This is a genomic window from Microbacterium nymphoidis (assembly GCF_021044885.1).
GTDB classification, from domain to species: domain Bacteria; phylum Actinomycetota; class Actinomycetes; order Actinomycetales; family Microbacteriaceae; genus Microbacterium; species Microbacterium nymphoidis.
Genome location: NZ_JAJNOD010000001.1, coordinates 447,022 through 467,508, shown reverse-complemented (window position 1 = coordinate 467,508; position 20,487 = coordinate 447,022). Strand labels below are relative to the sequence as shown.

The following is a 20,487-nucleotide window of genomic DNA, read 5'->3' as shown; positions in this document are numbered from 1 at the left end:
GCTTCCGCGATGGCTTTGGGCTGTCCCGCCTGCATGAGCATCTCACCCTCGAGAGCGGCCCGATTCAACCCCACCAGACACCGACACCGCCCCGCTTACACGAGCGACTCCCCCTCAAGGCCGGCCCGATTCAACACCACCAGACGCCGACACCACTCCGCTTACACGAGCGACTCCCCCTCAAGGCCGGCCCGACTCAACACCACCAGACGCCGACACCGCCCCGACTACACGAGCGACTCCCCCTCGAGACCGCCCGATTCAACACCCCACCCGACGCCGACACCACTCCGCTTACATGACGGTCTCCCCTGCGAGACTGCCCGATTCAACACCCCACCCGACGCCGACACCGCCCCCGACGACGCCAGGTGGCTGTTCCGCGCGCATGTGCCGGCACTCGCCGCCGTGTGGCGCGGGCCAGCGCCGGGACCTCCGGCCCGGGAGACGTCAGACGGCGGCACCCGTCCGGCGAACATCGGTGAGGCCGACCCGCGCGGGCCCCCGCGAGAGCACGTGGCCTCCCGGCGTGGAGAAGCGGGTCCAGCGTCCCGCGCGGAAAACAGCGGCTTCCTCCCCTGGCCTCCGGGAGGAGATGAAGCCCAGCGCATCCGCGGTGAAAGCCACCCCGCGCGGCGCGTCGAACAGTGTGTCATCCAGCGGCCCCCAGACAGAGGCGCGAACCGAGCGGACGATCTCCTCGCCGGTGCCGGAGGGTACCCGTCCGGCCACGATGGAGATGCCGTGCGAGGCCAGAGCCGACAGATGCTCCGCCGAGATCGTTCCGATGAGCTCCCACCCGGCCTGCGGCGGTGCGACGCCCGTCCACGCCGGGTTCAGGGCCGTCTCCGGCAGTGCGATCGCCGCTTCGTTGACCGGGTCGCGCTGCAAGGACTGCGCGGGCACCGTGATGTCGCACACGAGCTCGGGATCCGCCGCGAGGATGCGCATGCCGATCACCGTGGGTGTCGCATCCAGGAGCCCTTGCGGTGCGAGGGTCGCCGCCGACATGCGCAGCACGCCACCTGCTGCTTGCAGCCGGATCCCTTCGTCCGCGATCCGCGCCGCGCGGCCCGCGAACGTGAGGAAATCGGCGGCCGTCTGAGTGTCGGCGAGAAGGAGGCTGTGGGGCACTTGTCTACACTAACAACGGTGCCTGAGACGGGCTCCGGAGGAGGACGAGTGAGCGATTACGACCCGGCGGCATCCGTCGCCGCGATGATCGACGTGCTGGATCTGGCGGGTTCCGACGCGCGGACCACGGAGGACATCTTCACCGGGCATTCGTTGCCGATGCCGCACGGCCGCATCTTCGGCGGGCAGGTGCTCGCGCAGTCGGTGGTGGCGGCGCAGCGCACGCTGGATCCGGGCCGCGTCGTCCACTCCATGCACGGCTACTTCCTGCGACCGGGCGATGCCGCGCAGGGACTCACCCTGGCCGTGGATCGGATCCACGACGGTCGCTCGTTCTCGACCCGTCGCGCGCAGGCGTATCAGGACGGGCGTCCGATCTTCTCCATGATCGCGTCGTTCCAGGATCCGGGGCCGGGCCTCGAACACCAGGAAGAAATGCCGTCCGGCATCGCGCAACCGGAGGATCTGCCCGATGCACTCGCCCTCGTGCGAGACCTGGATCCCGGAGATGGACGTCACCGCTTCTTCACCGAGCACCCGATCGAGACCCGCTACGTCGATGCACCGATCCACCTGCGCGTCGACGGCGCTCACGTCGCCCATCAGGCGCTGTGGTTCCGTGTACGAGCCACGATGCCCGACGACGACTGGCTGCACCGGGCCACGCTGGCGTTCATGAGCGACCTCACCATCCAGGATTCGGTCCTGCGTGCCCATGGTGTTCCGTGGGCCACTCCCGGATTGAAAGTGGCGAGCCTGGACCACGCGATGTGGTGGCACCGTGACGCCCGAGTGGACGACTGGCTGCTCTACGCCCAGGAGTCCCCGAGCGCGCGGGGCGGACGGGGCCTGTCCACCGGGCGCATCTACACGCGTGACGGACTGCTCGTCGCCACGGTGGCGCAGGAACTGATGGTGCGCGTCCCCGACACTGACACGCCCTAAGCCGGCACCGATCGCACAGGGGCACACGGCATCTACCCACGGCACAACTTCTGCTTGTCGCCTCGATGACCCAGAAACTGACGGTGAGCGTCCCCGACACTGACACGCCCTAAGCCGGCACCAACCGCACAGGGACACACGACATCCACCCACGGCACAGCTTCCGCTCGTCGCCTCGATGACCCAGGAACTCACGGTGCCCGTCCCCCACACCGACACGCCCTAAGCCGGCACCGACCGCACAGCGGCACACGGCATCCACCCACAGCACAACTTCCACTCGTCGCCTCGATGACCCAGGAACTCACGGTGCCCGTCGCCCACACCGACACGCCCTAAGCCGGCACCGACCGCACAGCGGCACACGGCATCTACCCATGGCACCACTTCTGCTTGTCGCCTCGATGACCCAGGAACTGATGGTGCGCGTCCCCGACGTTGACACGCGCTAAGCCGGCATCGACCGCACGGTAACGGACGAACCCCCGGGGATGATCTCTGCCCCGGGGGTTCGTGCATGTTCACCGTCGATGCGTGTATGTGATCGGTTCGCCAAGGTAGGGACTCCACGCGGCGCGCTGCTCATCGTCCAAGCGGACCGGCCGGCCCGACTCGGCGTCGACCATCACGACGACAGATGTGGCCCGCGCATAGAGCGTCTGATCCGCACCGTCGGCGGGCGAGTAGACCTCGTAGCAGATCTCCATGCTGGATCCGCCCAGCTTCGAGAACCACATCTGCACGTCGAGCGGATTGCGCTGATACGGCACCGGAGCGAGGTACTCGATCTCCTGCCGCGCGATCAGCGTGAGCAGTCCGGCGGAGATCCCCGAGTCCAGCACCGCCGTATCCGGCGCGTCCTCACCGGGACCCGGGCGCCAGAACGCCCGGACCCGGACCTCCTCCAGGAGCTTCAGCATCGACGTGTTGTTCACATGGTTGAACGCGTCGAGATCACCCCACCGGAGGTGGATGGGAACGTGCAGACGCACGCTGTCAGTCACGCGTGAGCTTCCGGTGCGTCGAGCGGTGCGGCTTGGCCGCGTCGGCACCGAGGCGGGCGATCTTGTTCTCCTCGTACGACTCGAAGTTGCCCTCGAACCAGTACCACTGGTCGGGCTTCTCGTCCGTGCCCTCGTAGGCCAGGATGTGCGTCGCGATGCGGTCCAGGAACCAGCGGTCGTGGGTGATGACCACGGCGCAGCCCGGGAACTCAAGCAGCGCGTTCTCCAGGCTCGAGAGTGTCTCGACGTCCAGGTCGTTGGTGGGCTCGTCGAGGAGCAGCAGGTTGCCACCCTCCTTCAGCGTCAGCGCCAGGTTCAGGCGGTTGCGCTCACCGCCGGAGAGCACACCAGCCTTCTTCTGCTGGTCCGGTCCCTTGAAGCCGAACTTGGAAACGTAGGCACGCGAGGGAATCTCGGTCTTGCCGACGGTGATGATGTCCAGGCCGTCAGAGACGACCTCCCACAGCGTCTTCTCCGGATCGATGTTCGCCCGGGACTGGTCGACGTAGCTGATCTTGACCGTCTCACCGATCTTCAGGTCACCGCCGTCCAGGGGCTCAAGACCGACGATCGTCTTGAACAGCGTGGTCTTACCCACACCGTTCGGGCCGATGACGCCGACGATGCCGTTCGGCGGCAGCGAGAAGCTGAGTCCGTCGATCAGCGAGCGGCCGTCGAAGCCCTTCTTCAGGTTCTTCGCCTCGATCACGATGTTGCCGAGACGCGGACCCGCGGGGATCTGGATCTCCTCGAAGTCGAGCTTCTTCGTCCGCTCCGCCTCGGCCGCCATTTCCTCGTAGCGGGCCAGACGCGCCTTCGACTTGACCTGACGGCCCTTGGCGTTCGAGCGCACCCACTCGAGCTCCTCGGAGAGGCGCTTGGCGAGCTTGGCGTCCTTCTTGCCCTGGATGGCCAGACGCTCCTGCTTCTTCTCCAGGTAGGTGGAGTAGTTGCCCTCGTAGCCGATCAGACGGCCACGGTCGACCTCGGCGATCCATTCGGCCACGTGGTCGAGGAAGTAGCGGTCGTGGGTGATGGCGATGACAGCGCCGGGGTACTTCTGCAGGTGCTGCTCCAGCCACAGCACGCTCTCCGCGTCCAGGTGGTTGGTGGGCTCGTCCAGGAGCAGCAGATCGGGCTTCTGCAGGAGCAGCTTGGCCAGGGCGACGCGGCGCTTCTCACCACCCGAGAGGTTCTTGATGTCAGCGTCCCCGGGCGGGGTGCGAAGCGCATCCATGGCCTGCTCGAGCTGCGCGTCGAGGTCCCATGCGTCGGCGGCGTCGATCTCCTCCTGCAGCTGTCCCATCTCGGCCAGCAGCGCATCGAAGTCGGCGTCGGGATCCGCCATGAGCGCGGAGATCTCGTTGAAGCGGTCGAGCTTGGCCTTGATGGCGACGCCGGACTGGATGTTCTCCAGCACCGTCTTGTCCTCGTCCAGCTCGGGCTCCTGCATGAGGATGCCCACCGAGAAGCCCGGGGTGAGCGTCGCGTCACCGTTGGACGGCGTGTCCAGCCCGGCCATGATCTTGAGGATCGTCGACTTACCGGCACCGTTCGGGCCGACCATGCCGATCTTGGCGCCCGGGAGGAACGCCATCGTTACGTCGTCGAGGATGAGCTTCTCACCGACGGCCTTGCGAGCTCGCACCATCTGGTAGATGTATTCAGCCAAACCTGGTTCACGTCCCTTTGTGTGATGGGTGTTGATCGCGCCGCACTGTCGCGGCGAAGTCTGCCGGTGCGCGACCAACCGCGCACCGGATCCGAGTCTACCGGCGCAGCCAGGGAAAGGCCCGGCGAGCCGGCCGCGCGTCCGCGCCGTCGATCACGACCCGGCTGCACCGCCGCAGCGGGACGGGCGCGGTCACCAGTCGATGGGTCGCGTTCCGCCGACGAGGCAGGCGCCCGTGCTCAGCACGGGGGCGATCACGGTGTGGGGCTCGCCCGTGGCCGGCCCGACCTGGCCGACCAGACACTCGCCGGCGAAGACCACCGAGAACTGGATACTCTCCGCCGGGTCGCCGATCGTGGTGCGGTCAGCAGTCACCTGCATCGCCGCCTTGTCGAATCCCACAGCCACGAGAGCGTCGATGTATGCCCGCCCCTGGTCCTTCGCATCCGATGCCCAGACTGCTGCAACCGTCTGGGTGAAGATGGGAAGGTTCGCCGCGGCGTTCCCATCGGGCACGAATGCGGCGGGAGCAGCAGGGGCAGCCGGCTCCTCGGACGCAGCCTCGCTCGGCTGCGCGGTTGCGGCGGCTTCCGGTGCGACGGTATCGGACGATGCAGGCGCGGGATCGGCACTCTCCGTGGGAGTGCAGCCGGCAAGCAGCAGCATCCCCGTGATCGCGATCACGGCGGGGAGAGCGGTGGCGGTCAGCGTTCGGCGCGGGAGACGAGTCACCCCGCGAGTCTATGGTTCCCACCCGTCAACCTGCTGAGCGCCGCTACCCGTGTCCCTTCGCACATCGCCGAGCGCCGCAACCCGTGTTCCTTCGCCCGGCACCAGCTCGTACTCGTACCGGGCCACGTCTCCCCCGCCCGGCCGCGCGCCCGCTCAGAACGGGGTTGCCGTCGCCGCCCACTGTTCCGCCTGCGCCCCCGAAGCTGCCGGCTCATCCTGGGCGTCGACCGGCGGAGCCTCGATGTCCGTCAGCGCCATCGAAGCGGGTGGCACGTCGATGCCTTCGTCCGGATCCGTCGCCGCCAGACGCCGTGCACGATGAAAGGTCGTCGTTCCCCAGCGCAGGTCGGGACCCATCGCGTCCGCGTCGATCTCGGCGGCCGTCCCCCGGCGATCCCCATCCGTCCACGCGCGTAGACGCAACCTGCCCGAGATCAGCACACGATCGCCCGTCCGGACGGAGGCGAGGGCGTTCTCGCCGAGGGCTCTCCAGACGTAGATCGTGAACCAGTTCGGCGTGCCGTCGATCCACTCTCCGGTCGCCCGGTCATACCTGCGGTTGTCTGTTGCGAGCCGGAACGAGGTGTACGTCGCCCCGGCTCCGCTGACCGCCTGTCGCGGCTCGGACGCAACGTTGCCGACCACGGTGATGTTCTCCGTCATTTCTCTCCCTTCAGGGCGGACCTTCCGCCGGTGATCCGGCGCCGTCGTGCCCGAGTCGGCGCCGGATCGGTTCCATGCTGCGCGCCCCGGCGAAGCGAACCGCCAGTGATCGGGGAAAGCGGGATCGATCGCCGCATCGGCCCGCCTGTGGAGGAGGGACGACGTCGGCCCGCGGCAATGTCCGAGGCCCCGCCTAACGTTGCCCTCAGAAGGGAGACGCACATGTCCGCCACCATCAGTTCCGCCCGGTTCGCGCCGCGCCTGCATACCACCGTCCGGGAGCGCTTGCTTCCCGTGGCCGAGAACGCCTGGCGTGTGATCGCGGCAGACGGTCGGGTGCTCGGGCAGATCCGGGCCGTTGCCCGTGCTGCGGGCACCCGTTTCCAGGCTCGCCGCTTCGACGCCGCCGTCGGCGGCTTCCGCGAGGTGGGCGAGTTCTGGAGCGCAGATGAAGCCTGCGACTGCCTGCGCTGGATGTGAAGTGGCCCTCATCGACACACTCGCGTCTGCGGTTCCGGGGGCGCACACCACGACGCCGGCAGCCGTTCACCGGCTCGTCGCCGGAACCGATACTCTGGTGGCACGACCCCCAGTAGCTCAGTGGATAGAGCAGCGGCCTTCTAATCCGCCGGTCAGGTGTTCGAATCACCTCTGGGGGACCACATCCCCGCCAGAAGCGCGTTCCAGGGCGGCCGTCTCTCGGCTGCCCGAATATGCCGCGACTAGGATGTGAGCATGGTTTCTGCTGCCGAGAATGACCGGCTCGTCTGGATCGACTGCGAGATGACGGGACTCGACCTCGCCGTCGACGAACTCGTCGAGATCGCGATCGTCATCACCGACTTCGAGCTCAATCTCATCGATCCCGGGTTCCGCGTGGTCATCAAGCCGAACGACTCGGCGCTGGCCAACATGAACGAGTTCGTCACCAACATGCACACCACATCCGGGCTGATCGAGGAGATCCCCGATGGCGTGAGCGTGGCCGAGGCCGAGTACCTGTCGCTCGAGTACATCCGCCGCTTCGTCCCGATGGAGGGCAAGGCCCCGCTGGCCGGGAACACCATCGGCACCGATCGTATGTTCATCGCCAAGTACATGCCCCGCGTCGACCGTCACCTGCACTACCGCAACGTAGACGTCTCCAGCATCAAGGAGCTCTCTCGACGGTGGTACCCACGCGCGTACTTCCAGGCCCCCGAAAAGGATGGTGGTCACCGCGCACTCGCCGACATCCTCGAGTCCATTCGAGAACTCGAATATTATCGTCGCGCCGTATTCGTGCCTGATCCGGGGCCAACTTCGGACCAGGCGAAGGCCGTGTCGGAAGCCGTCGTGTCATCGTTCGGTCCGAACCTGTGACAGAATAGACGAGTTGCCCCGCTGAGGCGGGGACACGGTGGGTATAGCTCAGTTGGTAGAGCGCCTGGTTGTGGTCCAGGAGGTCGCGGGTTCAAGCCCCGTTACTCACCCAGATGAATCCCCGGAGCCGTTCGGCTCCGGGGATTCTCCGTTTCAGAGGAGTCTCCCTTCCCAGGCCCGTGCGGCACGTCTCCGGTCAGCGAGACCCACTCTGAGTCCCCTCCGAGTCCGCGATGATCTCGTTGACCATACCGGCGAAGATCAAGCCGTGGAACGGCAGCATCGAGAGCCAGTAGAGCCGGCCCGACAGGCCGCGAGGGAAGAACACCGCACGCTGACGGTAGGTGGCGCCGCCGTCCGGCGTCGGGTCGACCGACAGCTCCAGCCAGGCATCGCCCGGCACCCGCATCTCCGCACGCAGTCGCAGGAGCCGCCCCGGTTCCACGGCCTCGACCCGCCAGAAGTCGATCGCATCGCCCACCCGGACCGTCAATCGCGACCGTCGCCCTCGTTGGAGTCCCACTCCCCCGAGCAGCCGGTCCATGACACCGCGCAGCGCCCACAGGATCGATGCTGAGTACCAGCCGCGCGCACCACCGATCTGACTGATCACGCGCCAGACCGCCGAGGGTGACGCCTGCGTCGTTCGTTCGCGAGCGTCGACGAAGACCGTGCGACCGGACCAGTCCGGGTCACTGGGCATGGGGTCACTCGGTGCACGCGGCACGCGCCCATCCACCCAACTGGTCTCCACGGCATCCATCTCGATGCGTCCCAGCGCCAGCCGAACAGCGTCTCGATAGGTGGTCAGACCGGCCGCCGGCGGCGGGATCAGCGTGTCGATCACGTCATCCTGCATGATGCACTCCTGCTGCAGCGACTCCACGAGCGGTCGGGCGATGCGCTGCGGCACCGGTGTCACCAGTCCAACCCAGAGAGACGCCAGGCGCGGCGTGAGTACCGGCAATGCGATGATCCGCCGTTGCGGAAGGCCCGCCACCACCGCATAGGCGTTCATCATCTGCCCGTAGCGGAGCACATCCGGACCGCCGATGTCGACGGCACGATTGACCGGTTCCGGGAGCTTCGCCGCAGCCAGCAGGTAGTGCAGCACGTCACGCACCGCGATCGGCTGTATGCGGTTTCGAACCCACCGCGGCGCCGGCATCACCGGAAGGACTTCGGTGAGATGGCGGATCATTTCGAAGGAGGCGGAGCCGGAACCGATCACCACGCCCGCTTGCAGCACCAGCGTCGGCGTCTCGGCTGCGAGGAGGATCTCCCCCACTTCGCGACGCGAGTTCAGATGCGGCGAGAGCGGCACATCGCGCGGGTGCAGTCCGCCGAGGTAGATGATCTGCTTCACCCCGGCTCGCTCCGCCGCTGCCCCCACCGCACGAGCGATGCGCCGATCGAGCTCCGCGAAATCCCGGCCGGCCGACATGGAGTGAATCAGGTAGTAGATGATGTCGACGCCATCGAGGGCGCGCGCCAGGGCGCCCGGATCGGTGGCGTCGCCGTCGACGACATCGACGTCGTCGCGCCAGGGGGCGCCTTCGAGGCGCGTGGCCCCCCGAGTGAGTGCTCGCACGCGATAGCCGGCAGCCAGCAGTCGTGGCACGAGGCGCCCGCCGAGATATCCCGTCGCACCGAGCACCAGCACGCGCGGTGCGGAGCCGTCCGCCCCGGTGCGCGCGCGGTACGTCTCCTCCGCACCGCTGGGCGTGCTCAGTGTCGCTGCCGTCTCTGTGTCCTCATCCCGCGCCCTCATCCAGCCATCGTAGGCAACGTCGCCGACAGTGTGGGGCCGCAGCCGCGCGAGCGACGACGCCGACCGCCGGATATGGGTACGCTCGAAGGATGATTGACCTCGACGCGACGGCGTTCGAAGCGCTCGTCATCGAAGAACTCGACCTTCTACCCGACGACATGGTCGACGGACTCGATAACGTGGTGTTCGTGGTCGAGGACCGCCCCGAGGACGGGTCTCTCGACCTGCTCGGCCTCTATGACGGCCTGGCGCTGACCGAGCGCGAGCGATACGGCCTGGGGGATCTGCCAGACCGGATCATCGTCTACCGTGAACCGCATCTGCAGGCCGTCGATTCACTCGCGGAGCTGCGCGACGAGGTCCACACAACGCTCGTCCATGAGATCGCTCACTTCTATGGCATAGACGACGAACGGCTGCATGAACTGGGGTGGGCATGACCGCACTCGCATTCCCGGACGTCGCCCAGCAGCAGGACGAGCGCACGGAGGAGACCGCATCACCGGGACGCCCCTGGCAGACAGTGGTGTGGGATGACCCGGTGAACCTGATGAGTTACGTCGTGAAGGTCTTCCGCGACTACTTCGGCTTCAGCGCCGAGAAGGCGAACACGCTGATGCTACGCGTGCACAACGACGGTCATGCCGTGGTGGCTGAAGGGGCACGGGAACAGATGGAGCTGCACGCGCAGGCGATGCACGACTATGGGCTCTGGGCGACAGTTCGGCAGGCACCGCAGTGACCCCCGGCCAGTTCACCCTGTCCGCGCAGGAGCGAGCGGTGCTCTCCGACCTCGTGGCTCAGTTCACCGATGTCTTGCAGCAGGGGTCAGCGGCAGATGATCCCGCTCTGGCGCGGCTCGCCCCGAGCGTCTACCCGGACGACGATGACGCCAGCCGGGAGTTCCGGCGGCTCACCGAGGCCGACAGCGTGACCCGGCGGCAGCACGACGCCACCGTCGTCGCCGATGCTCTGGCCGAGGCCGATCGAGCCTCAACGCAGGATCCTGCCGCGATCCTCCTCGATGCGCACACTGCGCCCGCTTGGATGCGCACTCTGTCCGCCCTGCGGCTCGTGCTGGCCTCACGGCTCGGGATCGCTGCAGGTGGTCCCGGGTCGGATCCCGCGCCTGCCGTGCTGGATCCGGACAGCCCCATTGTCGGCATCTACGAATGGCTCGGCTACCAGCTCGAGCAGGTCGTGGTCGCAAGCTCCTGACAACTCTCGCTACGATCGGCGCGCGGCCGGGTGTCTCAGGGGAGCGTGAGGACGAGATCGGCCAGCGCCTGCGGATCGTGACGGTGGATGTGCTCATCCTCCTGCGCCGCCCACCGGTCCCAATGGGGTCGGTACGCATCGCCGTCCCGATCGAGCGCACGCTCGCGCCGCGTCGCTGCGGGGGCTTCCAGCCAGACGGTCACGTCGGCGAGCGGCGCGGACTCGGCGCGCAGGATCCCGCACCCCTCGACGATGAGGCCCCGGTCGTGCGGCGCGGCGGAGAACCCCGCGGGCCGATCCTGTGCCCAGTCCCAGCCGCTCACTCGGCCATGCTCGCCGAGAGAGCGCGGCACAAGGATGTCGCGGATCACGGCCTCGGCTCCTGCGTCGAGACCGTCCCAGCCCGGGTAGACCGCGTCAAGAGGCAGCACGGTAGGCCGTGGCCGCGGCCAGGCATCTGCCAGCCGGCGAGACAAGCTGCTCTTGCCCGCACCGCTGCGGCCATCGATCAGAACACTTGCTCGCGACCGATCTCCCACGAGCGCCATCACGCTGGCCACGGCTCTGCGGAGCGCGTGATCCAGTGGATCCGGTTGCGACGCGGAAGTGTCAGCGCTTGAGGGCACGGATGATGCGTGCGAGGGCGCGACCAGCGACCCAGACGAACGGAATGCCCACCACCAGCAGCGAGATCAGATTCGCCTCGAAGCGGATGTCGTCGCCACGGCGGATGTAGGCGCCGACGGGAAGGGACACGCCGCCCCCACCGCCGCCGGAGCCCCTCTCCTCGTCCTCGCCCGCCCCGAAGCCGCTCCAGGTGGCGGCGACGGGGATGACGCGGACTCCGTCGACGTCCTGCTGCTCTCCGTAGACGCTGGCGACGCCCGAGGAGGCCGTGAGCTTGCCGAGTTCCAGTGCGAGGTTGGGCATGCCTCCACCGTACCCCGCACACGCCGTCGCCGCATCCGTGATCGCGGCGACGCGGGCCGCGGATCTACCCCTCGTCGAGGCTGCGTGCCTGCGGCTGGGCGTACCGATCACGGCGTCCCAGCGCAGAAGCCCGTGTCAAGGCGCCGTTTCCGAAGCGTGCCGTCGCTCCATCCAGTGCCGTGTCCACAGCGCGCCAGTCCGCGTCATCGTCCCAGAGGCCGAGGCCTCCGCCGCCGGCCTTCTGCAGCCTCTCCGCGCGGACGCCGATCAGGCGGACAGGGGCCTGCACATCGATCGAGCCGAACAGCTCGCACGCCGCTTCCCCGATTCTGCGCCCGACGTCGGTGGGCTCTGCGAGCGTCTGCGACCGGCTGAGGGTGGTGAAGTCATCGAAGCGCACCTTCACGGCGACCGTTCGCGCCTCAAGAGACGCCGAGCGCAGTCGCGCCGCGACACGATCCGCCAGGCGCCGGAACTCACTGCGCAGCAGAGCGTGATCGGTGACATCCTGCTCGAAGGTCTCCTCATGACCGATGCTCTTCTCCACGCGCTCCGTGGAGACCGGCCGCGGATCGATCCCGTGCGCCAGACGCCACACCTGCTCCCCCATGGCCTGGCCCAGCGCGCGCACGAGCTGGTGCTCCGTGCCCGCACGGATATCGGCCACCGTACGGATGCCGCGGGAGGACAGCGTCTCAGCCGCCTTCGGCCCGACTCCCCAGATGGCGCTGACGGGACGGGGTGCGAGGAACTGATCCGTGGCCCAGTCCGGCACGACCAGTAGGCCGTCGGGCTTGGCCACCGTCGAGGCCATCTTGGCCACGTGCTTCGTCGCGGCGACGCCGATGCTGCATGTGATGCCGGCTTCGCGTGCAACACGCGCCCGGAGGTTCTGAGCGATCTCGCGCGGTGAGCCCCACAACCGCCGAGCGCCGCGCACATCGAGAAAGGCCTCGTCGATGGAGAGGGGCTCGACCAGCGGCGTGACGTCGCGGAACATCGCCATGACCTGACGGGAGACCTCCACGAAGCGGTGGAAGTCCGGCGACACGACGATGGCGGACGGGCAGAGACGCAACGCCTGGCTCACCGGCATCGCCGCGCGAACGCCGAATCGTCGGGCCTCGTAGGAGGCGCTGGAGACCACCGACCGTCCCTCCGGCGCACCGATGATCAGGGGCTTGCCCGCGAGCGAGGGATCATCGAGCACCGCCACCGATGCGTAGAACGCATCCATGTCGACATGGAGGATGCCCGTGCCGGTGTCGTCGGCACGTGGTCCTGAGACCATGCGACCACTGCCATCACCTCGTCCCATATCTCCATCCTCCCTCGGGCCACCGACATCGGGCGGCGGCTGGAGAGACGATGCGGGGCCCGCCCTCAGGCGGACCCCGCATCGTGGGTGACGGGTCAGGCCTGGCCCGCGCGCTCCAGCACGAGTTCGCGCACGCGCGCGGCGTCCGCCTGGCCCTTCATGGCCTTCATGACAGCGCCGATCACGGCGCCCGCTGCCTGCACCTTGCCGTCGCGGATCTTCTCCAGGACGTCCGGCTGCGCGGCCAGTGCCTCATCGATCGCGGCGATGAGTGCGCCGTCGTCCGAGACGACAGCAAGGCCGCGTGCGTCGACGACCGTCTGCGGGTCGCCCTCGCCGGCGATGACGCCTTCCAGAACCTGGCGCGCCAGCTTGTCGGTGAGCGTACCCTCATCGACCAGCTGCTGGAGCGCGGCGACGTGCTCCGGCGACACCAGATCCGCCGCGTCGCGCTCCGACGCGTTGGCGATGCGGGTGATCTCACCCGTCCACCACTTGCGGGCTGATGCCGGAGCGGCGCCCGCGGCGATCGTGGCCGCGACCTGGTCGAGCAGACCACCGTTGCTGACGTCCTGGAACTCGAGGTCGGTGAAGCCCCACTCCGCCTTGAGCCGGCGACGACGGGCCACCGGGGCCTCAGGCAGCGCGGCGCGGAGGCGCTCGATCAGCTCAGCAGACGGCTGCACGGGGACCAGGTCGGGCTCCGGGAAGTAGCGGTAGTCATCGGCGTCGGACTTGGGGCGCCCCGCCGAGGTCTGACCGGTGTCCTCGTGCCAGTGTCGCGTCTCCTGGGTGATGATCCCGCCGTCGGCGAGAATCGCGGCCTGACGCTGGATCTCGTAGCGTACGGCACGCTCGACGGAGCGCATCGAGTTGACGTTCTTCGTCTCGGTGCGCGTTCCCAGCTTCTCCTGGCCGCGCGGACGCAGCGAGACGTTCGCGTCGCACCGCAGATTCCCGCGCTCCATACGCGCCTCAGAGATTCCGAGGGCCTTCGCGATGTCGCGGATCGTGGCGACATAGGCCTTCGCGTACTCGGGCGCACGGTGCTCGGCACCGAAGATCGGCTTGGTGACGATCTCCACCAGGGGCACACCCGCACGGTTGTAGTCGACGAGGGAGTACTCAGCGCCCTGGATGCGGCCGGTCGAACCACCCATGTGGGTGAGCTTGCCCGCGTCCTCCTCCATGTGGGCGCGCTCGATGGGGATGGTCACCAGCGTGCCGTCCTCCAGCTCGATCTCCACGGAACCCTCGAAGGCGATCGGCTCGTCGTACTGCGAGATCTGGTAGTTCTTGCCGAGGTCCGGATAGAAGTAGTTCTTCCGCGCGAACCGGCTCGACGGTGCGATCGAGCAGCCGAGGGCGAGGCCCAGGCTGATCGAGGACTCGATCGCCTGTGCGTTCACCACGGGCATGGATCCCGGCAGCCCCATGTCCACCGGGGCGACCAGCGTGTTGGGTCCGGCGTCGTGGTTGTCCGGATGTGCGGGATTCGGCGCCGAGGAGAACATCTTCGTGCGCGTGTTGAGCTCGACGTGCACCTCGAAGCCGAGCACCGGCTCGAACAGTTCGAGGGCTTTGTCGAAGTCCATCAGCTTGTCGGCCATCAGCGTGCCTCGCCTTCGTGAGTGATCTCGCCCGGCAGCCGCGGGGCGCGCTCCAGGAGCGGGCCGCCCCACTGGTCCACGAGCAGGGTCTCGAGTGCTGCGCCGACGCGGTAGAGACGGGCATCCTCACGGGCCGGGGCCAGGAACTGGATGCCGACCGGGAGGCCGTCGTCGGACGCGAGTCCGGACGGCAGGGTGATACCCGGTACACCCGCCAGGTTCGCCGGAATCGTGGTGACGTCGTTGAGGTACATCTGCAGCGGGTCGCCGATGCGCTCGCCCAGCTTGAACGCGGTGGTGGGAGCAGCCGGGGTCGCGATCACGTCGACCTTCTCGAATGCGTTGTCGAAGTCGCGCTGGATGAGCGTGCGCACCTTCTGGGCGCTGCCGTAGTAGGCGTCGTAATAGCCGGCGGACAGCGCGTACGTGCCCAGGATGATGCGGCGCTTAACCTCCTCGCCGAATCCGGCCTCGCGGGTGGCCGCCATGACGTCCTCCACCGTGGCGCCACCGTCGGGGGTCACCCGGAGACCGAAGCGCACCGAGTCGAACTTGGCGAGGTTGCTGGAGGCTTCTGCCGGAAGGATCAGGTAGTAGGCGGCGACACCGTACTCGAAGTGGGGCGCGCTGATCTCGACGATCTCTGCACCCTGAGCCTCCATGGCGGCCAGCGCCGAGCGGAACGACTCGGCCACGCCCGGCTGGAAGCCGCTGTCCGGCAGCTCCGTGATCACACCGACCTTGAGCCCCTTCAGCACGTCCCCGCGGGCGCCCTCGCGAGCAGCCGCGGCAAAGGAGGGCCACTGCTCGGCCAGCGAGGTGGCATCGTTCGCGTCGTGCCCGCCGATGATGTCCTGCAGCAGAGCAGAGTCGAGCACCGTGCGGGTGACCGGGCCGACCTGGTCGAGGCTGGACGCCAGCGCGATCGCGCCGTAGCGGCTGACCGCCCCGTAGGTCGGCTTCATGCCCACCGTTCCGGTGACGTGCGCCGGCTGACGGATCGAGCCGCCAGTGTCGGATCCGAGCGCCAGCGGCGCCTCGAACGCGGCCACGGCAGCGGCCGATCCGCCACCCGATCCACCCGGGATCCGCTCGAGATCCCACGGGTTGTGGGTGGGCCCGTACGCGGAGTGCTCCGTGGAGGAGCCCATGGCGAACTCGTCCATGTTGGTCTTGCCGATGGCGATCAGACCGGCCGCACGAGCACGCGCGACGACCGTCGCATCGTAGGGCGACATGTAGCCCTCGAGGATCTTCGATCCCGACGTGGAGGGCATGTCGGTGGTGACCAGCACGTCCTTGACGGCGAGGGGTACACCGGCGAGCTCGGGAAGCTCCTCACCGGCGGCCCGGCGCTGGTCGATGTCCGCCGCGTAGCGCTCGGCGTGCTCGTTGACGTGCAGGAAGGCGTGCACGTCGGTGTCGACGGCGGCGATGCGGTCGAGGTGGGCACGGGTGGCCTCCACCGCTGACACCGCACCGGCGCGCAGCTGCGCCGCCAGATCGGCGGCGGACAGGCGAATGATGTCGCTCACTGCTCTTCTCCCAGGATCGCGGTCACGCGGAAGCGGTCGTCGTCGGAGTCGGGCGCATTCTGCAGGACCTCCGCGACCGTCAGCGGCTGCTGCGGCTCGTCGGGACGGAAGACGTTGGCGAGCGGGATCGGGTGGCTCGTCGCGGGAACGTCGGGGGTTGCGACCTCCGACACCTTGGCGATGTTGTCGACGATGGCGCCGAGCTGACCGGTCAGTCGCTCGACCTCCTCGTCGGAGAGCTGGATCCGCGCGAGCACGCCGAGATGACGGACGAGTTCGGGGGTGATTTCAGACACCCGATCAGTCTAGTTCCATCGATCGGCTCTCTCTGCTGGCAGGTCACGGCCGGGTCACACTCCCCACACTCCCCACACTCCCCACACGAGGGTCCTCCCACCGCGCGGTTCGCACCGGGCGCGTCACATCGCGGTCGTAGGCTGAGCGGGTGAGCACTTACGACCCCCCTCGTCCCTGGATCGCCAGCTACGCCGCCGGTGTCCCCGCGGACCTCGAGCCCGTTTCCGGCTCGCTCGTCGACATCGTCATCGCGTCAGCTCGTGACTACCCGGAGGCTCCAGCGCTGGAGTTCTTCGGACGCGAGACCACATACGCGCAGCTGCTCGAGCAGATCGAACGCGCCGCGCAGGGGCTTCGCGATCACGGCGTGCGCTCCGGTGACACCGTGGCGATCATCCTGCCGAACTGCCCGCAGCACATCATCGCGTTCTATGCGGTGCTCCGCCTGGGCGCCGTGGCGGTGGAGCACAATCCGCTCTACACGCCGCGCGAGTTGCGCAAGCAGTTCGAGGATCACGGAGCCAAACACGCCATCGTGTGGAACAAGGTGGTGGCCGACGTCCAGGACTTCCCGCAGGACCTTGCCGTCTCCACCTTGATCTCGGTGGATGTGACCCGGGCGATGCCTGCCACCATGCGTCTGGCGCTCCGGCTCCCCGTCGCACGTGCTCGCGAATCGCGCGAAGCGCTCTATGCGCCGGTGCGCGGCACCGTGCCCTGGGAGAAGATCGTGTCGGCCGGGCGACTTCCGGGAAGCTGGGCACAGCCCGCCACCGACGACCTCGCGATCATCCAGTACACCAGCGGCACGACGGGAACACCCAAGGGAGCGGCGCTCACCCACCGCAACCTGCTCTCGAACGCAGCCCAGGCCCGAGCGTGGGTGCCCTCGATCACACGTGGCGACGGATGCGTCGTCTACGCCGTGCTGCCGATGTTCCACGCGTACGGTCTGACGCTCTGCCTCACGTTCGCGATGTCGATGGGCGCTCGCCTGGTGCTGTTCCCGAAGTTCGATCCGGACATGGTGCTCGACGTCATGAAGAAGCACCCCGCCACCTTCCTGCCCCTCGTGCCGCCGATCGCGGAGCGGCTGCTGGCCCGATCCATCGAGAAGGGAATCTCAATCCGGGGCACCGAGGTCGCCATCTCGGGCGCCATGGCGCTGCGCCACGAACTGGTCGTGCCGTTCGAGGCGGCGTCCGGCGGATTCCTCGTGGAGGGCTACGGGCTCAGCGAGTGCTCCCCGGTTTTGATGGCCAATCCGGTGGCGGACAACCGTGTCGCCGGGACCGTCGGGCTGCCTCTGCCGGGCACCGAGTGCCGCGTGGTCGACCCGGACAACCCGGCCCAGGACGTGCCCGCCGGCGCCGAAGGCGAGCTGGTGGTACGTGGTCCTCAGGTGTTCTCCGGCTACTACGGCAAACCCGAGGAAACCGAGGCCGCGTTCGTGGACGGCTGGTACCGCACCGGCGACATCGTCACCATCGACGAGGGCGGTTTCGTCCGCATCGTCGATCGCATCAAGGAGCTCATCATCACCGGCGGCTTCAATGTCGCCCCGACCGAGGTCGAGAACGCGCTCCGTCAGCATGAGGACGTCGAAGATGCGGCGGTCGTCGGGCTGCCGAGCGACCACTCCGGCGAAGAGGTCGTCGCAGCCATCGTCCTTCGCCCTGGGGCATCCGTGGACGTCGAGGCGATCCGCGAGTACGCCCGCGGCCTGCTGACGCCGTACAAGGTGCCGCGTCGCGTGTTCGTGGTCGACGAGCTCCCGAAGTCCATGATCGGCAAGGTCCTGCGTCGTCAGGTGAAGCAGCAGATCCTCGGTCTGACGACGGGCGGCTGAGCGGGCTCGCCGATCTTCGCGGGAGTCTCAGCGAGTCTCCCGCGAAGAACGGCGGGCAACCGTGAACGGATCAGTCGAGCGGCGGCAGCGCGTCCGGCCCCTCGGTGACGAGAATGTGGAACTGCGCCGCGTCGAGGATGCGGATTCCGAGTTCTTCGGCCTTCGCCAGCTTCGATCCGGCACCGGGACCGGCTGCCACGAAGTCCGTCTTCTTCGACACGCTGGAGGCCGCCTTCCCCCCGGCGCGGAGGATGGCCTCCTGAGCTCCCTCACGGGTGTACCCCTCGAGCGACCCGGTCGCGACCACGGTGAGTCCGTCCAGCACGCCGCCCTCGGCGGTAGCGGCGCCGGGTCCGGGGTGACCGGGGATGAACAGCTGCGCTCCGGCGGCCTCCCAGCGGGCGACGATCTCCTGGTGCCAGTCCACCTCGAACCAGTCGAGCAGCGAATCGGCGATGATCCCGCCGACTCCCTCGACCGCTGCAAGCTCCTCCCGCGAAGCGGCCCGGATCGCGTCGAGGGATCCGAACCATTGCGCCAGCGCGCGGGCGGCGACCGGACCGACGTGGCGGATGTTCAGTGCCACGAGGAATCGCCAGAAGTCCTTCGTTTTGGCCTTCTCCAGCTCGGCGAGCAGCTTGACGGCCTGTGCGCCAGGCTCGACGAGCGGGTAGTTCTTGGTCACCCCGGCGGCCCGCCGCTCGGCCGCGGTCGCGTTCTCGAAGCCGGGCGGGTAGACGCGGGTGACCTTCTGGAACGGCGCGCGGACCACGGGCTCGCCGTTCTCGTCGGTCTTGAGCTCCCCGGTCTCCGCGTCACGTACGTCGACCACGATGGGCACGAGCTCCTGGAGCGTCAGGTCGAACAGCCCGGCCTCGGTGTCGAGCACCGGACGCTGCGGATGACGTGGCTGCGTGAGCGCGGCGGCGGTGACCTCCCCCAGCACCTCGATGTCGAGACCGCCACGCGAGCCGATGTGCTCCACGCGGCCGCGAACCTGCGCGGGGCACGAACGGGTGTTCACGCAGCGCAGATCGATGTCGCCTTCCTTCGCGGGCAGCAGCGGGGCGCCGCACTCCGGGCAGGAGCTGGGCATGACGAACTCCCGCTCGGTCCCGTCACGGAGCTCCACCACGGGACCCAGCACCTCGGGGATGACATCCCCAGCCTTGCGGAGAACCACGGTGTCCCCGATGAGCACACCCTTCGCCTTGACAACGTCCTGGTTGTGCAGGGTGGCGAAGCTCACGGTGGATCCGGCGACGAAGACGGGCTCCATGACCGCATAGGGTGTGGCCCGACCGGTACGGCCGACCCCGATCGCGATGTTGAGGAGCCGGGTACGCACCTCCTCCGGCGGGTACTTGTACGCGATGGCCCACCGCGGCGCGCGCGAAGTGGCGCCGAGCTCGTCATGGAGGGCGAGGTCGTCGACCTTGACGACGATGCCGTCCAGTTCATGGGCGACATCGTGACGGTGCTCGCCGTAGTACGCGACGAACTCCAGAACGGCATCGATGTCGTCCAGCACCCGGGGGTAGGGACTCGTGGGCAGTCCCCACGTCTTCAGCAACTCGTAGACCTCGCTCTGAGACGCGACCGGCGGGTTCTGCCAGGCCCCGATACCGTGCACGAACAACCGCAGAGAGGCCAACCGCGCCTCACCCGCGGCCAGCTCCAGGCCGTCCTTCTTGTCGAGTTGCTGACGAAGCCCACCGCTGGCGGCGTTTCGCGGGTTGGCAAAAGCGGGGAAACGCCGTTGTGCGCTCTTCTCCGCCTTCTCCCTGCCCGAGCGCGGTGTCATGTCGGTGATCACCTGATCACGCATGCGGGCCTGGAGTGCGTTCAGCTCCTCGAACTCGGCGACGGGGATGAACACCTCTCCGCGCACCTCGACCAGGGCGGGGTGCCCGGAGCCGGCGAGCCGCGACGGAATCCCTGCCACACGAAGGGCGTTTACAGTGACATCCTCGCCGACACGCCCGTCGCCTCGTGTGGCGGCCGATGTGAGCACCCCGTTCTCGTAGCGCAAGGAGATGGCGAGTCCATCAATCTTGAGCTCGGTGAGCCAGCGCACGGTCGTGCCGGCGGACGCCGCCGTCTTCACGCACCAGTCGCGCAGTTCCTCCGGTGAGAAGACGTTGTCGAGGCTCAGCATGCGCTCGGCATGGGTGACCGGGGCGAGCATGCTGCCCTCGGCCGCGCCGACACTGAGCGTGGGAGAGTCCTGTCCCCGAACCTCGGGGAACGCGGCCTCGATCGCCTCCAGGGCGTGCATCCAGGAGTCGTAGGTCGCGTCGTCCACGGGCGAGGAGTCCGCCCCGTAGTACGCATCACGCGCATCGATGATGAGGGTGGTGAGGCGCTCCGCCTCTGCCCGAGCCTCGTCGAGGGTACGGGGTGTCACATCTGCAGTGCCGGTCACGCATCCAGCGTATTCGGTGCCT

The 20,487-nt window shown here is 68.1% G+C and carries 20 protein-coding genes and 2 tRNA genes; 9 read left to right on the top strand and 13 right to left on the bottom strand.

Annotation, left to right across the window (positions count from 1 at the left end; all coding sequences use genetic code 11):
- Nucleotides 1-450 precede the first annotated feature (450 nt).
- Nucleotides 451-1,134 carry a DUF8185 domain-containing protein gene (locus LQ566_RS02260; protein ID WP_231089934.1) on the bottom strand — a complete coding sequence of 228 codons (684 nt, stop codon included), beginning with the start codon at nt 1,132-1,134 and terminating at the stop codon, nt 451-453.
- An 84-nt stretch (nt 1,135-1,218) separates the two neighbouring features.
- On the opposite strand from LQ566_RS02260, the gene LQ566_RS02255 reads away from it, so the two are divergent.
- Nucleotides 1,219-2,079 carry an acyl-CoA thioesterase gene (locus LQ566_RS02255; RefSeq protein ID WP_231091355.1) on the top strand — a complete coding sequence of 287 codons (861 nt, stop codon included), beginning with the start codon at nt 1,219-1,221 and terminating at the stop codon, nt 2,077-2,079.
- Between the two features lie 521 nt (nt 2,080-2,600).
- On the opposite strand, the gene LQ566_RS02250 is transcribed toward LQ566_RS02255, so the two are convergent.
- The 4 genes from LQ566_RS02250 to ssb form a co-directional block, all read right to left on the bottom strand.
- The gene (locus LQ566_RS02250; protein WP_231089933.1) at nt 2,601-3,083 is read right to left on the bottom strand and encodes an acyl-CoA thioesterase; all 483 of its coding nucleotides are present in this window, start codon (nt 3,081-3,083) and stop codon (nt 2,601-2,603) included.
- Nucleotides 3,076-4,755 (bottom strand): energy-dependent translational throttle protein EttA, encoded by a 1,680-nt coding sequence (ettA, locus tag LQ566_RS02245; RefSeq protein WP_231089932.1) that lies wholly within the window; start codon nt 4,753-4,755, stop codon nt 3,076-3,078. Before ettA ends, LQ566_RS02250 begins: the two co-directional genes overlap by 8 nt.
- 192 nt (nt 4,756-4,947) lie before the next feature.
- Nucleotides 4,948-5,487 carry a DUF6993 domain-containing protein gene (locus tag LQ566_RS02240; protein WP_231089931.1) on the bottom strand — a complete coding sequence of 180 codons (540 nt, stop codon included), beginning with the start codon at nt 5,485-5,487 and terminating at the stop codon, nt 4,948-4,950.
- Nucleotides 5,488-5,640: 153 nt separating this feature from the next.
- The gene (ssb, locus tag LQ566_RS02235) at nt 5,641-6,150 is read right to left on the bottom strand and encodes a single-stranded DNA-binding protein (protein WP_231089930.1); all 510 of its coding nucleotides are present in this window, start codon (nt 6,148-6,150) and stop codon (nt 5,641-5,643) included.
- A 222-nt stretch (nt 6,151-6,372) separates the two neighbouring features.
- Between ssb and LQ566_RS02230 the strand changes: the two genes are divergently transcribed.
- From LQ566_RS02230 to LQ566_RS02215, 4 genes are all read left to right on the top strand, one after another.
- The gene (locus LQ566_RS02230) at nt 6,373-6,630 is read left to right on the top strand and encodes a hypothetical protein (protein ID WP_231089929.1); all 258 of its coding nucleotides are present in this window, start codon (nt 6,373-6,375) and stop codon (nt 6,628-6,630) included.
- 106 nt (nt 6,631-6,736) lie between these two features.
- Nucleotides 6,737-6,812: transfer RNA gene (locus LQ566_RS02225), tRNA-Arg, on the top strand.
- Nucleotides 6,813-6,885: 73 nt separating this feature from the next.
- Nucleotides 6,886-7,512: an oligoribonuclease gene (gene orn / locus LQ566_RS02220; protein WP_231089928.1), complete on the top strand. Its 627-nt coding sequence runs from the start codon at nt 6,886-6,888 to the stop codon at nt 7,510-7,512.
- Between the two features lie 37 nt (nt 7,513-7,549).
- A tRNA-His gene (locus tag LQ566_RS02215) sits at nt 7,550-7,622 on the top strand.
- Between the two features lie 86 nt (nt 7,623-7,708).
- Here LQ566_RS02215 and LQ566_RS02210 read toward each other — a convergent pair.
- Nucleotides 7,709-9,283, bottom strand: a complete 1,575-nt coding sequence (locus tag LQ566_RS02210; RefSeq protein WP_231089927.1) for an SDR family oxidoreductase — start codon at nt 9,281-9,283, stop codon at nt 7,709-7,711.
- Nucleotides 9,284-9,372: 89 nt separating this feature from the next.
- On the opposite strand from LQ566_RS02210, the gene LQ566_RS02205 reads away from it, so the two are divergent.
- From LQ566_RS02205 to LQ566_RS02195, 3 genes are read left to right on the top strand one after another with little or no spacing between them, the layout of a single operon-like run.
- Nucleotides 9,373-9,723 (top strand): metallopeptidase family protein, encoded by a 351-nt coding sequence (locus tag LQ566_RS02205; RefSeq protein ID WP_231089926.1) that lies wholly within the window; start codon nt 9,373-9,375, stop codon nt 9,721-9,723.
- Nucleotides 9,720-10,025, top strand: a complete 306-nt coding sequence (clpS, locus tag LQ566_RS02200) for an ATP-dependent Clp protease adapter ClpS (RefSeq protein WP_231089925.1) — start codon at nt 9,720-9,722, stop codon at nt 10,023-10,025. Before LQ566_RS02205 ends, clpS begins: the two co-directional genes overlap by 4 nt.
- Complete coding sequence (locus tag LQ566_RS02195) at nt 10,022-10,501, top strand: DUF2017 family protein (RefSeq protein ID WP_231089924.1); 480 nt, start codon at nt 10,022-10,024, stop codon at nt 10,499-10,501. The genes clpS and LQ566_RS02195 overlap by 4 nt, the downstream gene beginning before the upstream one ends.
- Nucleotides 10,502-10,536: 35 nt before the next feature.
- On the opposite strand, the gene LQ566_RS02190 is transcribed toward LQ566_RS02195, so the two are convergent.
- From LQ566_RS02190 to gatC, 6 genes are all read right to left on the bottom strand, one after another.
- Nucleotides 10,537-11,049 carry a nucleoside/nucleotide kinase family protein gene (locus tag LQ566_RS02190; RefSeq protein WP_231089923.1) on the bottom strand — a complete coding sequence of 171 codons (513 nt, stop codon included), beginning with the start codon at nt 11,047-11,049 and terminating at the stop codon, nt 10,537-10,539.
- Nucleotides 11,050-11,110: 61 nt separating this feature from the next.
- Nucleotides 11,111-11,431, bottom strand: a complete 321-nt coding sequence (locus LQ566_RS02185; RefSeq protein ID WP_231089922.1) for a hypothetical protein — start codon at nt 11,429-11,431, stop codon at nt 11,111-11,113.
- A gap of 64 nt (nt 11,432-11,495) precedes the next feature.
- Nucleotides 11,496-12,749: a DNA polymerase IV gene (gene dinB, locus LQ566_RS02180; protein WP_231089921.1), complete on the bottom strand. Its 1,254-nt coding sequence runs from the start codon at nt 12,747-12,749 to the stop codon at nt 11,496-11,498.
- Between the two features lie 95 nt (nt 12,750-12,844).
- Complete coding sequence (gatB, locus tag LQ566_RS02175) at nt 12,845-14,359, bottom strand: Asp-tRNA(Asn)/Glu-tRNA(Gln) amidotransferase subunit GatB (RefSeq protein ID WP_372459769.1); 1,515 nt, start codon at nt 14,357-14,359, stop codon at nt 12,845-12,847.
- Nucleotides 14,359-15,894: an Asp-tRNA(Asn)/Glu-tRNA(Gln) amidotransferase subunit GatA gene (gene gatA / locus LQ566_RS02170; RefSeq protein ID WP_231089920.1), complete on the bottom strand. Its 1,536-nt coding sequence runs from the start codon at nt 15,892-15,894 to the stop codon at nt 14,359-14,361. Before gatA ends, gatB begins: the two co-directional genes overlap by 1 nt.
- The gene (gene gatC / locus LQ566_RS02165) at nt 15,891-16,190 is read right to left on the bottom strand and encodes an Asp-tRNA(Asn)/Glu-tRNA(Gln) amidotransferase subunit GatC (RefSeq protein ID WP_231089919.1); all 300 of its coding nucleotides are present in this window, start codon (nt 16,188-16,190) and stop codon (nt 15,891-15,893) included. Before gatC ends, gatA begins: the two co-directional genes overlap by 4 nt.
- A gap of 149 nt (nt 16,191-16,339) precedes the next feature.
- On the opposite strand from gatC, the gene LQ566_RS02160 reads away from it, so the two are divergent.
- Nucleotides 16,340-18,040 (top strand): long-chain-fatty-acid--CoA ligase, encoded by a 1,701-nt coding sequence (locus LQ566_RS02160; RefSeq protein ID WP_231089918.1) that lies wholly within the window; start codon nt 16,340-16,342, stop codon nt 18,038-18,040.
- A gap of 70 nt (nt 18,041-18,110) precedes the next feature.
- Here LQ566_RS02160 and ligA read toward each other — a convergent pair whose 3' ends face one another.
- Nucleotides 18,111-20,465 carry an NAD-dependent DNA ligase LigA gene (gene ligA, locus LQ566_RS02155; RefSeq protein ID WP_231089917.1) on the bottom strand — a complete coding sequence of 785 codons (2,355 nt, stop codon included), beginning with the start codon at nt 20,463-20,465 and terminating at the stop codon, nt 18,111-18,113.
- Nucleotides 20,466-20,487 lie beyond the last annotated feature (22 nt).